This is a genomic window from Bacillus sp. FSL W8-0848 (assembly GCF_038007805.1).
GTDB lineage: Bacteria > Bacillota > Bacilli > Bacillales > Bacillaceae > Bacillus > Bacillus glycinifermentans.
This window is the reverse complement of record NZ_JBBOYB010000001.1, coordinates 153,248-167,500: the sequence shown is the minus strand read 5'-3', so window position 1 is coordinate 167,500 and position 14,253 is coordinate 153,248. Positions and strand designations below refer to the sequence as shown.

Here is a 14,253-nt window from a genome sequence, read left to right as displayed (position 1 = left end):
ACTTAACCTTGCACGGGATCGTAACTCGCCGGTTCATTCTACAAAAGGCACGCCATCACCCGTTAACGGGCTCTGACTACTTGTAGGCACACGGTTTCAGGATCTCTTTCACTCCCCTTCCGGGGTGCTTTTCACCTTTCCCTCACGGTACTGGTTCACTATCGGTCACTAGGGAGTATTTAGCCTTGGGAGATGGTCCTCCCGGATTCCGACGGAATTTCACGTGTTCCGCCGTACTCAGGATCCACTCAGGAGAGAACGAAGTTTTGACTACAGGGCTGTTACCTCCTATGGCGGGCCTTTCCAGACCTCTTCGTCTACCCCGTTCTTTTGTAACTCCGTATAGAGTGTCCTACAACCCCAAGAGGCAAGCCTCTTGGTTTGGGCTGTTCCCGTTTCGCTCGCCGCTACTCAGGGAATCGCATTTGCTTTCTCTTCCTCCGGGTACTTAGATGTTTCAGTTCCCCGGGTCTGCCTTCACATATCCTATGGATTCAGATATGGATACTGCTCCATTACGAGCAGTGGGTTTCCCCATTCGGAAATCTCCGGATCAAAGCTTGCTTACAGCTCCCCGAAGCATATCGGTGTTCGTCCCGTCCTTCATCGGCTCCTAGTGCCAAGGCATCCACCGTGCGCCCTTTCTAACTTAACCGTTAAAAAGAATCACTACAGAAAATTCATGTGAATGTCTTACAATCGTTATCTAGTTTTCAAAGAACACGTTTCGAAGAATCAAATGATCCTTCAAAACTAAACAAGAACTAAACGCACCTGTCTGCAAGACCGCAAGGTCTTACATTCCGTATAATATCCTTAGAAAGGAGGTGATCCAGCCGCACCTTCCGATACGGCTACCTTGTTACGACTTCACCCCAATCATCTGTCCCACCTTCGGCGGCTGGCTCCAAAAGGTTACCTCACCGACTTCGGGTGTTACAAACTCTCGTGGTGTGACGGGCGGTGTGTACAAGGCCCGGGAACGTATTCACCGCGGCATGCTGATCCGCGATTACTAGCGATTCCAGCTTCACGCAGTCGAGTTGCAGACTGCGATCCGAACTGAGAACAGATTTGTGGGATTGGCTTAGCCTCGCGGCTTCGCTGCCCTTTGTTCTGCCCATTGTAGCACGTGTGTAGCCCAGGTCATAAGGGGCATGATGATTTGACGTCATCCCCACCTTCCTCCGGTTTGTCACCGGCAGTCACCTTAGAGTGCCCAACTGAATGCTGGCAACTAAGATCAAGGGTTGCGCTCGTTGCGGGACTTAACCCAACATCTCACGACACGAGCTGACGACAACCATGCACCACCTGTCACTCTGCCCCCGAAGGGGAAGCCCTATCTCTAGGGTTGTCAGAGGATGTCAAGACCTGGTAAGGTTCTTCGCGTTGCTTCGAATTAAACCACATGCTCCACCGCTTGTGCGGGCCCCCGTCAATTCCTTTGAGTTTCAGTCTTGCGACCGTACTCCCCAGGCGGAGTGCTTAATGCGTTTGCTGCAGCACTAAAGGGCGGAAACCCTCTAACACTTAGCACTCATCGTTTACGGCGTGGACTACCAGGGTATCTAATCCTGTTCGCTCCCCACGCTTTCGCGCCTCAGCGTCAGTTACAGACCAGAGAGTCGCCTTCGCCACTGGTGTTCCTCCACATCTCTACGCATTTCACCGCTACACGTGGAATTCCACTCTCCTCTTCTGCACTCAAGTTCCCCAGTTTCCAATGACCCTCCCCGGTTGAGCCGGGGGCTTTCACATCAGACTTAAAGAACCGCCTGCGCGCGCTTTACGCCCAATAATTCCGGACAACGCTTGCCACCTACGTATTACCGCGGCTGCTGGCACGTAGTTAGCCGTGGCTTTCTGGTTAGGTACCGTCAAGGTACCGCCCTGTTCGAACGGTACTTGTTCTTCCCTAACAACAGAGTTTTACGATCCGAAAACCTTCATCACTCACGCGGCGTTGCTCCGTCAGACTTTCGTCCATTGCGGAAGATTCCCTACTGCTGCCTCCCGTAGGAGTCTGGGCCGTGTCTCAGTCCCAGTGTGGCCGATCACCCTCTCAGGTCGGCTACGCATCGTCGCCTTGGTGAGCCGTTACCCCACCAACTAGCTAATGCGCCGCGGGTCCATCTGTAAGTGGTAGCGAAAAGCCACCTTTTATGTTTGAACCATGCGGTTCAAACAAGCATCCGGTATTAGCCCCGGTTTCCCGGAGTTATCCCAGTCTTACAGGCAGGTTACCCACGTGTTACTCACCCGTCCGCCGCTGACCTAAGGGAGCAAGCTCCCGTCGGTCCGCTCGACTTGCATGTATTAGGCACGCCGCCAGCGTTCGTCCTGAGCCAGGATCAAACTCTCCATAAAAAAGTTTGAAAATGACTACGCACGTTTATGTGCGATTTATTTGAATTAACAGGTACGTTTTGTCTTGTTTAGTTTTCAAAGATCATTTCCGCTTTGTTTAGCGGCTTTAATAATATAACACCAAGCTCTCTTTATTGTCAATAACTTTTTTAAAAATTATTCATTAGAGCTTTTTTATGTCAGCTGTTCATCAGCGACGTTTAATAATATATCACGGTCGACCTCACGAAGTCAACCATATTTTTTATTTTATTTCTAAAGGCGAATTATTGTTATGTTCTTTTTTATACAAGCATAAGATGAAAACAAAGCAGCATGGACAAGGAGGAGTTTTTCAGTGAATCATTTTTATGTGTGGCATATCAAACGGGTCAAGCAGCTGATCATCATCATCATTGCCGCATTTGCTACAGCAGCCTTTTTTTATGTGCAGAACATGCTCCCTCTTCCCGTGTTTTCTGCAGGCGGCGAGACAAGGGCGATATATAGAGGGGATTCTGACACAAATGAGGTTTCCCTTACATTCAATATTAGCTGGGGAGATGAAAAAGCTTTACCCATTTTAGATACATTAAAAGCAAACGGAATAAAAAACGCCACCTTTTTTCTGTCGGCTTCATGGGCGGAACGTCATCCTGATGTTGTGAAAAGAATCCAAAAAGACGGCCACCAGATCGGAAACATGGGATATGCTTATAAAAACTACTCTCAAATGAAAAAAAGCGAGATCAGAAAAGACCTGGCCAGGGCGCAGCATTCCTTTCAAAAATTAGGCTTGAAAGATCTCACGCTGCTCAGACCGCCGACAGGCCAGTTTAATAAAGATGTCCTCGATGTCGCAAAGCAATACGGTTACACGATTGTTCATTACAGCATCAATTCCGATGACTGGACGAACCCCGGAGTCCAAAAAATTGTTGAAAACGTGAGCGGCGCTGTAAATGCCGGAGATATCGTCCTTTTACACGCTTCAGATTCAGCAAAGCAGACAGAAGAGGCTCTGCCTGAAATCATTCATCATCTGCGAAGCAAGGGGCTCAAAAATGTAACGATCAGTGAATTAATTGCAAATACCGATGCCAAATCTTCCGAGGTCAAATAAACGTTTATGAACGGCTTAGGAATTTCGGCAGCATTAAAAGCTGAAAAGCGTTGCAGCTTAACAAGGGAAGCAGCATTAAATATAGCCAGTCCTCTTCATTCACCCTTAACGCCGGGAACCATTCCATGACCGTAAAGACGATCATTAAAAACAATGCGGAAACAAACGTTTTTTTCGAGGACTGTTTTTGTTTCATGTAAGCCGCAATAAGACCGATGATCATGATCAACAGCGGCAGCCAAATATAAGGAACGATCGATCCGCTTCCCTCTCCGAAAAACAAATAACGCAAATAAACCAAGTCAAACGTTACAAATATAATCAAAAAGAGCTGTATCGAGTTCCATAAAGAATGCGATCTGAAAATCTCAAGCGCAAAACGGTGGATCGTTAAGAAGATCACAAACCCCATTTGGGCAATGACGCTGAAAATCATGCCCACCCCGACAAACCAAAACAAAACCGAGAGAATCTCCAACACCTCAAACGACAGAAACAGCTCCTTGTATCTTCCCCATTCTATGGCAAAACCGATAATACTTGTCGTCAGCGCGCCTACTCCTAAAACAGAAAAGAAAAATCGAACAAGGTTACGGCTTTTCATTGTAGACTTCCCAACCCCTAAGTGCGATATTTTGTAATGCATAAATTTATGAAAGACATTCATATTAAAGGTAAGACGAGTTTTCGAAAGGAGCTTAAGCATGTTTAAATCCGCATTGCTATGGATAAGCTGTTTTCTGTTTCTATCTGTAACAGCTTGTGCTCCCAAGGACCAAGCAGCTGAAATGGACTATGATGAAACAAAAAAAATGGTTGTCGATATATTAAAAACAGATGACGGAAAAAAAGCAATTCAAGACGTATTAAATGATGACAAAATGAATCAAACGCTTGCAATGGATGAAAAAACGGTTAAAGATACGGTTGAAAAAACGCTGACTTCCAAAAAAGGAACAGAGTTTTGGAAGACGGTGTTTGAAGATCCGAAATTTGCCTCCAGCTTCGCCAAAACGATGCAAAATGAACACGAAGCCGTGCTGAAAAAATTGATGAAAGATCCGGATTACCAAAAGATGCTGATGGGCGTCCTTCAGGATCCGGAAATGACGAAAAAATACGGCGAACTGGTCAGGAGCCGGGAATTCCGAACCCACCTTAAGGAAGTGATAACAGAAACCCTTTCAAGCCCTCTTTACCGGAAACAATTTGAAGACGAGCTGAAAAAAGCAGCTGCCGAAACCGCGAAAGAAGGCGGCGGGGAAAAATAGACGTAAACCGTCCGCTGTTAAAGCTTCTTCCCCGGAAGAAGCTTTTTTCATGATTTTTCGCTGATCGTTTCATCGATCTTTTTCGCGATATCCATATAAATGAGACCTGTAGGATGGCTTTGGTCGTAAACTGACGGCGCAAAGTCGCTATCATCCCAATCCGGCTGCTTTAACGGAATTTTGCCCAATAACGGAACGCCCAGTTCTTCCGCCAGCTTTTCTCCTCCGCCTTTGCCGAATACATATTCTTTTTCGCCCGTTTTGGCGCTTTCATAGTAAGCCATATTTTCTACGATTCCTACGATTTCGTGATCTGTTTGTAATGCCATCGCCCCTGCTCTGGCTGCGACAAAGGCAGCGGTCGGGTGCGGAGTGGAAACGATGATTTCCTTGCAGCTCGGGAGCATGGAATGGACATCAAGTGCAACGTCTCCAGTGCCCGGCGGAAGATCTAAAATAATATAGTCCACATCTCCCCATTCCACTTCATTGAAGAAATTATTGAGCATTTTTCCGAGCATCGGCCCTCTCCAAATGACCGGCGCGTTGTCTTCGACGAAAAATCCCATGGAAATTACCTTGACGCCAAACCTTTCCACAGGTACGACCTTTTCGCCCTCTATAGTCGGCCTGACGGTGATTCCCATCATATCCGGCACGCTAAAGCCGTAAATATCAGCATCAATCAACCCGACTTTTTTTCCGAGCCGCGCTAAAGATACAGCCAGGTTCACGGAAACAGTCGATTTTCCGACACCGCCTTTACCGCTCGCAACGGCTAAAAAGACAGGCTGTTTTTCACTGTTCAGCAATGTTCTCTCCTGTCCGGAAGACGTTTGCTGGTATTTCATGACGATTTCTTCAGGCAGCTCTTCGAAGCGCAGGCCTACCGTTTCAGCGCCGGCTTCCTTCAGCCGTGTAACGATTTCCTGCTGAAGCTGCATTTGTTCGGCAGATCCCGTTTTTGCGAGCGCCACTTTTACGCTGACATGCCGTTTATCAGGCTTGATTCTTATGTCTTTCACAGCATCCAGCTCTTTAAGCGGCTTTTGAAGAAAAGGCTCGTACAAATCGCCGACTATTTTTTTTACATCGTCTTCTCGCATCATTGAATCTCACCCTCTGTTGTATTCGTTTACAAAATAAGTATAGCATATCTTTCCTGATAGTGTCTTTGACGTAAAAAGAAACCCTCCTTATTCAGGAGGGTCCCTGTCTTCTGTAAAGTAACGCAGCACGCCCTTATAAACCGAAGCGGCGACCTTGTCCTGATATTTAGGTTTTGCCAGCTGTTTTGCTTCTTTGGGATTGGATAAAAACCCGATTTCAACAAGCGCCCCCGGTTTTTTTACGTTTTGCATCAAATAAATGCCGTGAATCCGTTTTGCTTTACGATTTGTATTTTCAAGGTTGTGTCTCAATTCATCCTGAATGAACTTGGCTGCCCGTTCGTTTTCTTCGTACTGTCCGTAGAAAAAGCTTTGGGCACCGCTCCACCTTGCGGAAGGAATGGCATTCAGATGAATGCTGAGATAAAGATCAGCTTCCGAGTTGTTGATCATGTCGACCCGCTTCCGCAAATCTTCAGCTTTTCTTCGGCTCATGCCTTTCGTTTCTTCAGGGGCGAGATCGCGATCGTCTTCCCGCGTCAACAGCACCAAAGCTCCCTGCTCCTGAAGGTAATCCCTGATTCTTAAAGAAACCTCAAGCGCGATGTCTTTTTCGAGGGTTTCTCCGCTTGATGCCCCTCCGTCCGGACCTCCGTGCCCGGGATCAATGTAGATGATTTTTCCGCTCAGCGGCAGATTCCATGATTTCCACGAATCATCATTATTGAATTGATACTGAAACAAACATAATAAAGCGACAAAGCCGAGCAAAAACCCGAGCCATTTTATTTTTTCTTTCATCCCTTTCCCTCCCGCTTGTCCTTACTACAAGATATGGGACAAGGAGAGGAAATATGATTGGTCTAAAGCGGCAAATTGTACTTTTCGAAATCTCTGATCTTATCTGAGACGGAGCTTGAAACGCTTTTCCCTTTCGCTGAAGCCTTCCTTCCACCAGGTTTGGATAAAGCGTTCACAGGCATAATAGAGCCCTTCATCGTACAGGGTAATATTGAAAGCGGCCGACCAGCTCAGCGCATATTCATAAAGCTCGTGCAGGAGCTCCTTTTCTTCTTTTTCAGAACGGGTCATCGCCTGTCGGGCAGACTCTCCGTGATAGCCGAACTTTCCGAATTGAGCGCCGAGCAAATATGCTTCAATCGCAAAATCAATACAGCCGTCATATAAAATATCCGTATTCTTCGAAAAAAAGTGAAAAAGGGGTGCGAAGCATTCCTCTGCCATGTCCATGATTTTTTCAACAGAGAGTTCCCGCAGAAGCTGCTTCTCCAGATTCACCTGCTTTTTTTGTTTTTCATTAATGAAGGATAATACCGTCCCCATAACACCGCCTCCTTTTTACATTGTATTGTGCAATCAGGAGCGGGAAATCATGCTCAAGCGGCGAAGGGAAACGGAGGAAGAAGCCGAAAATATTAGGAGCCGCGGGATGAAAAGCTATTCGCTTACATAGCTGCTCCATATCTCCTCTTCTTCTTCAGACATGTCGCCAATTACTTTAGAGAAATCCACTTTTTTCTTGCATATGTCCTTCAATACATAAAATTGGTCAAAAGAACCGGTAAACTCCTCTAACGAAGGCGACTGCGCCACCACTTTAAGGTTTGCGATTTCAGAACCATCCAATTCCAGTCTTTTCAGATGTTCCAGACCGGCAAGAGCAGTTGCGTCTTTAATGGTCGAATTTATAAGTTTTAGTGTTTGAAGCGTATGAAGCGTGCCTAAGAAATCAACGTTTTCTAACGTAATATTTTCAACTGTTATAGACCTTAATGTTTTCGAACCTGCTATTGCTTTTATCTCTTCTTCGGTTACATGTTCACTTCCGCATATATATAATCGTTTCAACGTGCTGATTTGAGAAATATCGTTTATTTGCTTTTCGTTGCAAACATTTACCTTTAAAACCTCAAGATTTTTACAGTGACTGAGCGGCGTGTATTCTGCAGCTTGAATATCCGTCATATCCAATTCTCTCAAAGATGATAAATCCGCAAGCGGAGACAAATCGGTCACGTTTGTTTTCTCCACATTTAAATACTGCAGATGTTTCAATTGAGCGATTGGCGTTAAGTCTGTTACCGGGTTATTTCCAAGATAAAGCTTTTTCAAAAAGACCATGCTTTGCAAAGGCGTTAAATCATGAATGCGATTTGCGCTTAAATTCAATTCCCTCATATCCGTGCAGATTGATAGCGGTTTAATGTGGGTCAGCTCCCTGCCAGCTAAACGCAACTTTATCTTGTTACAAAATGCCTTTGGACTTTCAGCCATCGTTTCCACAATCGCAGTCCAGCGATCGTCCAGCTGGCGAAGCCACCGGTCCGCATGTTCAAGATCGGCTTCCTGCGGTCTTGCATGCAGCACCGGAAGTTCCATGGAACGGATGGCATCCAGGAAATGAAGCTCTTCCTCTTTGCCGTAGCTCCAGCTGACGGCATCATCATATTCATCAATCGTATAATGACCATTTTTGAGCGTATTTGTTATATGGATCAGTAAATCAGCCACATTATGAGCAATGACATACTTTATTTCTTCGTCGCGCCCGAAGTTGATCACTTGTCCGGCTTTCCCCTCCTGATCAGGGTCAAGGTCTACGCCAATATGATTTCCTCCGTAATCCCTGCTGATCGGAATCCATCGGCGGTTCGCATATGTTTCTTTAATCCAGCACGGCGGAACCGAATATGCATCGATCTCTTCCAATTCTTCATCTCCCTCAAGCCCCTTCCATATTCGCCACTCCGTGAGCATTTCTTGCAAGGAAAGAAAAGGGAGTCCGAAAAATAATCCGGGGCCCGATTCTTTTTCACCATTATGTGCAAGATAAAGCGCCCTGAGCTCTTCAGGAAACGCGACGTCCATCTCATTTTCAGCTTGTTGAATGTCTTCCTCTGTTGCAGGAGGATTCAAAAACGGACGGAAATGTTGTTTTAATTCAGTATGCAACTGTTTCATCATTGTTTGAATCATCTTTTCTCTCCTTAATGCTTTGTAAGACTAATTACATCATGAATGTGTATCCTTGGCAATCCGGGAAGGGAAACAGAGCGAAAAGCCGAACATGTTAGGAGAGGTGAGCATGAGATGAAAGGTTTGTTTCAGTATAATTGGCAAGTTCGCGATGAATGGTTTGACTGGTGCCTGAAGCAGCCGCCGGAGGAAATCGAAAAGAAGCGTTCAGGCGGTATGGAAAGCATTTTGAAAAACCTGTTTCATATTGTCGATGTTGAGGTAAGCTGGATATATGCCATTTTAGACAGGCCGGACTTCACTCCCGAGTTTTCCGACTACCCGTCGATTCAGCACATTATCAGGTTTTCTGAAGCGTATCGTCCCGAGGTTGAGAGCGTGGTTTTTCATTTTTCCAGCGCAGCCGAACAAAAGCCTGTCAAAGCGTCTTGGTCGGAAGAAACCTATACACAAGGTGATATTTTAAGGCATTTGATCGCCCATGAAATTCATCACATCGGACAAATGTCTGTCTGGGCGCGGGAGATGAACCGTGTTCCGGTATCCGCTTCATATGTAGAACGGCAACAATAAAAAAGACCCCCAAGACAAAAGTCTTGAGAGCCTTTAAAACGCCATAATTAACGTTTTGAGAACTGAGGTGCACGGCGTGCGCCTTTAAGTCCGTATTTTTTACGCTCTTTCATACGTGCGTCACGAGTCAGAAGACCTGCACGTTTTAGAGTCGCACGGTATTCAGGATCTGCTTCAAGCAAAGCGCGTGCGATGCCGTGGCGGATTGCGCCTGATTGTCCGGAGAAGCCGCCTCCTTTAACATTAACCAAAACATCGTAGCTTCCAGTTGTTTCAGTTAAAGTTAACGGTTGTTTAATATCTTCGATCAGCGCTTCTGATGGAATGTATTCGTTGATATCGCGATTATTAACGACGATACGGCCTTCCCCTGGAACAAGACGTACACGAGCTACAGAGCTTTTACGACGGCCAGTACCGTAATATTGAACCTGTGCCAAATTGGTAACCTCCCTTTTAATTATCCGCGAAGTTCGTAAACTTCAGGTTTTTGTGCTGCATGTGGATGCTCAGAACCACGGTATACGTTCAATTTTTTGAACATTTGACGACCGAGAGAACCCTTTGGAAGCATGCCTTTGATTGCAAGCTCAAGCATTTTCTCAGGGTAATTTGTACGCATTTCGTTAGCAGTTCTTGTTTTCAATCCGCCTGGATGCTGAGTGTGACGGTAGTAGATTTTATCAGTCAACTTTTTACCAGTTAACTCGATTTTTTCAGCGTTGATGATGATGACATGGTCTCCAGTATCAACGTGTGGTGTATATGTTGGTTTGTGCTTTCCGCGTAGGATAGATGCAACTTCAGAAGCAAGGCGTCCAAGAGTCTTGCCTTCAGCATCAACAACAAACCATTTACGTTCAACTTCATTCGCTTTCGCCATAGGTGTTGTGCGCATGATTTTCCCTCCTAGTATCACTTCAATTCAATCTAATACGTTCTATTTCAAAACACAATAAGTTTCCGGGGCTTATCGTGGGGTTGAAATACATACCATATGATATCTTATAACTTTCTGTACTCGCTGTCAAGAAAATGTTACACCTGGTTTAGTTGTCATAGATGACGTTCCATAGGTACAATCCATGGGCCGGTGCAGTACGCCCCGCCGCATCGCGGTTTTTGGCTTCGATCATCCCTTCGATGTCATCGGGTGAAAATTTGCCTGTACCGACTTGGAGGAGCGTGCCGGCAATGATCCTGACCATATTGTACAAGAATCCGCTGCCGACGACCCTCATTTGCAGGCCGTCTTCGGTTTCAGACCATTCAAGCTCATAAATCGTCCTGACTTTATCTTTCACCTCGGTTTTGGCCGTGCAAAAACTTGTGAAATCGTGGGTGCCGACCAAAAACCGCGATGCTTTCTCCACCTTCTGCATATCGAGTTCGTACGGGATGTGATATGCGTAATGGCGTTTGAACACATTCGGGTATCTTCCCCTGTAAATCATGTACCTGTATTCTTTTTTCTTTGCAGAAAACCGCGCATGAAACTGGTCATCGACAACCTCCGCTTTCGTGACCGCTACATCGTCAGGAAGCAGAGCATTTAAAGCATACGGCCATTTTGCCACAGGGATGGAAAGCGGACTGTCAAAATGAATCGTCTGTCCGACCGCATGAACGCCGCTGTCGGTTCTTCCGGATGAAACGACGGGAATGCGCTCCTTCGTTTTATGAAGGGTTTTCAGCGCCTTTTCCAGCTCATCCTGCACGGTTCTCTGCCCAGGCTGGACCTGATAACCGTAAAAAAGATGTCCGTCGTATGAAATGGTGCACTTTACTCTCATCATGTATCACCTAAGTCCGCAATAGGATTAATAAGGCTGCAAGAATGACTAAAATGAGGAGAACGGCAGTGTCCTTCCCTTTCCATGTCAGCTGCCTGTACTTCGTACGGCCTTCCCCTCCCCGGTAGCCGCGCGCCTCCATCGCCGTCGCCAGTTCTTCAGCTCTTTTAAAGGCGCTGACAAACAGCGGGACAAGAAGGGGAACGACCGCTTTGACGCGGTCTTTCAGCGGACCGCTTGTAAAATCTGCGCCTCTCGCCATTTGCGCCTTCATGATCTTATCCGTCTCTTCGATAAGAGTCGGTATAAATCGAAGCGAAATGGACATCATTAAAGCGAGTTCGTGAACGGGCAGCTTCAGTTTTTTAAACGGTCCGAGCAAACGCTCAAGCCCATCCGTTACTTCAATCGGAGTGGTTGTCAGCGTTAAAAGCGTCGTGATGACGATCAAATAAATAAACCGAAGCGAAATAAAAATGCCCTGAACAAGACCCTGCTCATAAATTTTAAATAAGCGGAGATCGGCGAGGACGGGTCCTTCACGCGTCATTAGGATATGGAGCAGAAACGTAAACAGCACGATCCATACCACCGGTTTCATCCCTTTTAAAAGAAAGCGGACGGGGACTTTCGACAAGGCGGCCGCAAGAACGGTAAACACGCCGAGCAAAGCGTATGTTACGGTATTATTGGCAAAAAAAACGATAAAGACGAAAAGAAATATGGATAACAGCTTCGTACGCGGGTCAAGACGATGGATAACCGAAGAACCAGGAACATACTTGCCGATAATGATACTATCCATCATAGGGCATTTTCCTCCTGAAAGAGCGCTTTAATTTCGGAAGCCGCTTCTTCGATCGTCAGGATCGGCGATTTAAACCTGATGCCGAATGCCTCTTCAAGCCGTTTTTGAAATTTAACCGTTTCCGGCATATCAAGGCCGAAAGCCGCGATTTCATCGCTTTTTGAAAAGATCTCGCGAGGGGTTCCTTTTGCTTTTACAGTCCCCTTGTGCATGACGATCAGCTCGTCGGCATATGCTGCTGCGTCTTCCATACTGTGGGTGACGAGAATTGTCGTCAGCTTTCTCTTTTTGTACAAATCGTAAAACATGTCCATGATTTCTTTGCGGCCTCTTGGATCAAGCCCGGCAGTCGGTTCATCGAGAACGAGAACCTCGGGCTCCATCGCCAGCACTCCCGCAATTGCCACGCGTCTCATTTGTCCGCCGCTCAGCTCGAACGGAGACCGGTCGCTCAGCTCCTCAGGCAGTCCAACAAGCTTCAGCATTTCCCTTGCCTTTTCTTCAGCCTGCTTTTGGCTTACCCCAAAATTGACGGGTCCAAAAGCAATGTCCTTTAAAATCGTTTCTTCGAACAGCTGGTGTTCCGGAAACTGAAACACGATGCCGACTTTTTTTCGGAGTGCTTTTAAGTGCTTATTCTTTTTTCCTGCTTCAATCACTTCTTCACCGAGGCGGATCTGTCCTTTCGTCGGCTTTAACAGCCCGTTCAGGTGCTGAAGCAAGGTCGATTTCCCTGACCCTGTATGCCCGATAACGGCGACATAGCTTCCCTCGTTGATCACGGCATTGACATCGTAAAGCGCCACGCGTTCAAAAGGCGTTTTCATCTGGTATCGGTGCTCTACATCTTTGATCGCAATGTCCATAGCTCATTCACCAATCCTTCTTGTGTCAGATGATCGCCGTTTACAGCCAGTCCTCTTTCTTTTAAGAGCCGGCCAAGCTGAACGGAAAAAGGCAGGTCAAGTCCGATTTCAATGAGTTCTTTATCGCGGCGGAAGACTTCTTCCGGCGATCCTTCGGCATATTTTTTTCCGCCGTTCATGACGATGATCCGGTCCGCTTTCGCCGCCTCGTTTAAATCATGGGTAATCGAAATGACCGTCACCATTCCTTCGTCTTTTAACCGTCTGACCGTCTCAAGCACTTCCTCTCTTCCCATCGGGTCGAGCATTGAAGTGGCTTCATCAAGGATCATGATGTCAGGCCGGGCGGCAAGCACTCCCGCAATCGCCACACGCTGCTTTTGCCCTCCTGAGAGATGGTGCGGCTCTTGATCGATAAAGTCCTGCATATTCACCTGTTGAACAGCCCAATCTACCCTTTCCACCATGTCTTCTCTTGGAACGCCATTGTTTTCTAAACCAAAAGCCACATCATCGCGAACGGTGGTCCCGACAAATTGGTTATCGGGATTTTGAAAAACCATGCCGACTTTTTTCCTGACATCCCAGACCGTTTCTTCTGTCAGCTTGATGCCGCCGACTTCGATCGATCCTTCATCAGGCAGAATCAGGCCGTTTAAAGCCCGGGCAAGCGTCGATTTCCCTGAACCATTGTGGCCGACGATCGCGAGCCATTCTCCTTTCGAAACATGAAACGATACATGATCAAGCGCAGCACTGTCCGCGTCTTTCTGGTAACGGAATGTGATATCCTCTACAGCTATCAATCGCTCTTGATTCATTTTGCCCATCCGGCCTCCTCTCATCTAAAAACTCTGCTTATCTGACTATTCGTTAACGACAAAAAAACCCGCTATCTAAAAAAGGGCATAGATCCAGTTAAAAACTGTCCCGCCCTTCTTTAGACACACAATATATGTGATTAAACCAATTCGATGATAGCCATTGGTGCTCCGTCACCACGGCGAGGACCAAGCTTCATAATGCGTGTGTATCCGCCTTGGCGCTCTTCATAACGAGGTGCTACTTCAGAGAAAAGTTTTTGAAGTGCATCTTGGTCTTTCTCTGCGTCTGCTACCTCGTTGCGGATGTATGCAGCTGCTTGGCGGCGTGCGTGTAAATCTCCACGCTTGCCAAGTGTAATCATTTTTTCTACAACAGAGCGAAGTTCTTTCGCGCGAGCTTCTGTTGTTTCGATTCTTTCGTTGATGATCAAGTCTGTTGTAAGATCACGCAGCATTGCTTTACGCTGTGCACTAGTGCGTCCCAGTTTTCTGTATGACATGTGGTGTCCCCTCCTTTATTGAAATACTCTATCTGAAATA

15 protein-coding genes and 2 rRNA genes (1 of these 17 running past the window's edge) are annotated in these 14,253 nt (G+C 46.5%); 3 read left to right on the top strand and 14 right to left on the bottom strand.

Translation table 11 applies throughout. The features are described 5' to 3' along the window. Both NSQ39_RS00970 and NSQ39_RS00965 read right to left on the bottom strand, forming a co-directional pair. Window positions 1–655, bottom strand: a 23S ribosomal RNA gene (locus tag NSQ39_RS00970) (it extends 2,277 nt beyond the left edge of the window). A 165-nt stretch (window positions 656–820) separates the two neighbouring features. After that, a 16S ribosomal RNA gene (locus NSQ39_RS00965) occupies window positions 821–2,370 on the bottom strand. Together the 16S and 23S rRNA genes form the textbook arrangement of a ribosomal RNA operon. A 337-nt stretch (window positions 2,371–2,707) precedes the next feature. Here NSQ39_RS00965 and pdaB point away from each other — a divergent pair. Further along, the gene (pdaB, locus tag NSQ39_RS00960; protein WP_046128879.1) at window positions 2,708–3,472 is read left to right on the top strand and encodes a polysaccharide deacetylase family sporulation protein PdaB; all 765 of its coding nucleotides are present in this window, start codon (window positions 2,708–2,710) and stop codon (window positions 3,470–3,472) included. A gap of 4 nt (window positions 3,473–3,476) precedes the next feature. Here pdaB and NSQ39_RS00955 read toward each other — a convergent pair whose 3' ends face one another. After that, the gene (locus tag NSQ39_RS00955) at window positions 3,477–4,076 is read right to left on the bottom strand and encodes a KinB-signaling pathway activation protein (RefSeq protein ID WP_046128878.1); all 600 of its coding nucleotides are present in this window, start codon (window positions 4,074–4,076) and stop codon (window positions 3,477–3,479) included. 100 nt (window positions 4,077–4,176) lie between these two features. On the opposite strand from NSQ39_RS00955, the gene gerD reads away from it, so the two are divergent. Then, window positions 4,177–4,743 carry a spore germination lipoprotein GerD gene (gene gerD, locus NSQ39_RS00950; RefSeq protein ID WP_046128877.1) on the top strand — a complete coding sequence of 189 codons (567 nt, stop codon included), beginning with the start codon at window positions 4,177–4,179 and terminating at the stop codon, window positions 4,741–4,743. A 47-nt stretch (window positions 4,744–4,790) separates the two neighbouring features. Here the strand turns inward: gerD and NSQ39_RS00945 are convergent, their stop codons facing one another. From NSQ39_RS00945 to NSQ39_RS00930, 4 genes are all read right to left on the bottom strand, one after another. Then, window positions 4,791–5,852, bottom strand: a complete 1,062-nt coding sequence (locus NSQ39_RS00945; RefSeq protein ID WP_175077146.1) for an Mrp/NBP35 family ATP-binding protein — start codon at window positions 5,850–5,852, stop codon at window positions 4,791–4,793. Between the two features lie 87 nt (window positions 5,853–5,939). Next, window positions 5,940–6,653 carry an N-acetylmuramoyl-L-alanine amidase CwlD gene (cwlD, locus tag NSQ39_RS00940; protein ID WP_046128875.1) on the bottom strand — a complete coding sequence of 238 codons (714 nt, stop codon included), beginning with the start codon at window positions 6,651–6,653 and terminating at the stop codon, window positions 5,940–5,942. A gap of 99 nt (window positions 6,654–6,752) precedes the next feature. Further along, complete coding sequence (locus tag NSQ39_RS00935; RefSeq protein WP_046128874.1) at window positions 6,753–7,196, bottom strand: DUF2521 family protein; 444 nt, start codon at window positions 7,194–7,196, stop codon at window positions 6,753–6,755. Window positions 7,197–7,310: 114 nt separating this feature from the next. Continuing rightward, entirely contained in the window at window positions 7,311–8,849 is a 1,539-nt protein-coding gene (locus tag NSQ39_RS00930; RefSeq protein WP_046128873.1) for an SMI1/KNR4 family protein, read from the bottom strand. Between the two features lie 114 nt (window positions 8,850–8,963). Between NSQ39_RS00930 and NSQ39_RS00925 the strand changes: the two genes are divergently transcribed. Beyond that, window positions 8,964–9,422, top strand: coding sequence for a DinB family protein (locus NSQ39_RS00925; RefSeq protein ID WP_216899713.1), 459 nt, complete (start codon window positions 8,964–8,966; stop codon window positions 9,420–9,422). Window positions 9,423–9,469: 47 nt separating this feature from the next. On the opposite strand, the gene rpsI is transcribed toward NSQ39_RS00925, so the two are convergent. From rpsI to rplQ, 7 genes are all read right to left on the bottom strand, one after another. Continuing rightward, a complete protein-coding gene (rpsI, locus tag NSQ39_RS00920) occupies window positions 9,470–9,862 on the bottom strand; it encodes a 30S ribosomal protein S9 (protein ID WP_046128872.1) in 393 nt (130 codons plus the stop codon). 20 nt (window positions 9,863–9,882) lie between these two features. Then, window positions 9,883–10,320 carry a 50S ribosomal protein L13 gene (rplM, locus tag NSQ39_RS00915; protein ID WP_046128871.1) on the bottom strand — a complete coding sequence of 146 codons (438 nt, stop codon included), beginning with the start codon at window positions 10,318–10,320 and terminating at the stop codon, window positions 9,883–9,885. 151 nt (window positions 10,321–10,471) lie between these two features. Beyond that, entirely contained in the window at window positions 10,472–11,215 is a 744-nt protein-coding gene (gene truA / locus NSQ39_RS00910; protein ID WP_046128870.1) for a tRNA pseudouridine(38-40) synthase TruA, read from the bottom strand. A gap of 10 nt (window positions 11,216–11,225) precedes the next feature. Next, window positions 11,226–12,023 carry an energy-coupling factor transporter transmembrane component T family protein gene (locus tag NSQ39_RS00905; RefSeq protein ID WP_046128869.1) on the bottom strand — a complete coding sequence of 266 codons (798 nt, stop codon included), beginning with the start codon at window positions 12,021–12,023 and terminating at the stop codon, window positions 11,226–11,228. Further along, window positions 12,020–12,889 carry an energy-coupling factor ABC transporter ATP-binding protein gene (locus NSQ39_RS00900; protein WP_216899326.1) on the bottom strand — a complete coding sequence of 290 codons (870 nt, stop codon included), beginning with the start codon at window positions 12,887–12,889 and terminating at the stop codon, window positions 12,020–12,022. Before NSQ39_RS00900 ends, NSQ39_RS00905 begins: the two co-directional genes overlap by 4 nt. Next, window positions 12,865–13,710: an energy-coupling factor ABC transporter ATP-binding protein gene (locus tag NSQ39_RS00895; RefSeq protein WP_216899425.1), complete on the bottom strand. Its 846-nt coding sequence runs from the start codon at window positions 13,708–13,710 to the stop codon at window positions 12,865–12,867. Before NSQ39_RS00895 ends, NSQ39_RS00900 begins: the two co-directional genes overlap by 25 nt. A gap of 140 nt (window positions 13,711–13,850) precedes the next feature. Next, complete coding sequence (gene rplQ, locus NSQ39_RS00890; protein ID WP_046128867.1) at window positions 13,851–14,213, bottom strand: 50S ribosomal protein L17; 363 nt, start codon at window positions 14,211–14,213, stop codon at window positions 13,851–13,853. Between the last annotated feature and the right edge of the window lie 40 nt (window positions 14,214–14,253).

Bases quoted from the DNA above. Each gene is read 5' to 3' on its own strand.
- NSQ39_RS00955 (WP_046128878.1), bottom strand. From the start codon at position 4,076: ATGAAAAGCCGTAACCTTGTTCGATTTTTCTTTTCTGTTTTAGGAGTA.
- gerD (WP_046128877.1), top strand. From the start codon at position 4,177: ATGTTTAAATCCGCATTGCTATGGATAAGCTGTTTTCTGTTTCTATCT.
- NSQ39_RS00945 (WP_175077146.1), bottom strand. From the start codon at position 5,852: ATGATGCGAGAAGACGATGTAAAAAAAATAGTCGGCGATTTGTACGAG.
- cwlD (WP_046128875.1), bottom strand. From the start codon at position 6,653: ATGAAAGAAAAAATAAAATGGCTCGGGTTTTTGCTCGGCTTTGTCGCT.
- NSQ39_RS00935 (WP_046128874.1), bottom strand. From the start codon at position 7,196: ATGGGGACGGTATTATCCTTCATTAATGAAAAACAAAAAAAGCAGGTG.
- NSQ39_RS00930 (WP_046128873.1), bottom strand. From the start codon at position 8,849: ATGATTCAAACAATGATGAAACAGTTGCATACTGAATTAAAACAACAT.
- NSQ39_RS00925 (WP_216899713.1), top strand. From the start codon at position 8,964: ATGAAAGGTTTGTTTCAGTATAATTGGCAAGTTCGCGATGAATGGTTT.
- rplM (WP_046128871.1), bottom strand. From the start codon at position 10,320: ATGCGCACAACACCTATGGCGAAAGCGAATGAAGTTGAACGTAAATGG.
- truA (WP_046128870.1), bottom strand. From the start codon at position 11,215: ATGAGAGTAAAGTGCACCATTTCATACGACGGACATCTTTTTTACGGT.
- NSQ39_RS00905 (WP_046128869.1), bottom strand. From the start codon at position 12,023: ATGATGGATAGTATCATTATCGGCAAGTATGTTCCTGGTTCTTCGGTT.
- NSQ39_RS00900 (WP_216899326.1), bottom strand. From the start codon at position 12,889: ATGGACATTGCGATCAAAGATGTAGAGCACCGATACCAGATGAAAACG.
- NSQ39_RS00895 (WP_216899425.1), bottom strand. From the start codon at position 13,710: ATGAATCAAGAGCGATTGATAGCTGTAGAGGATATCACATTCCGTTAC.
- rplQ (WP_046128867.1), bottom strand. From the start codon at position 14,213: ATGTCATACAGAAAACTGGGACGCACTAGTGCACAGCGTAAAGCAATG.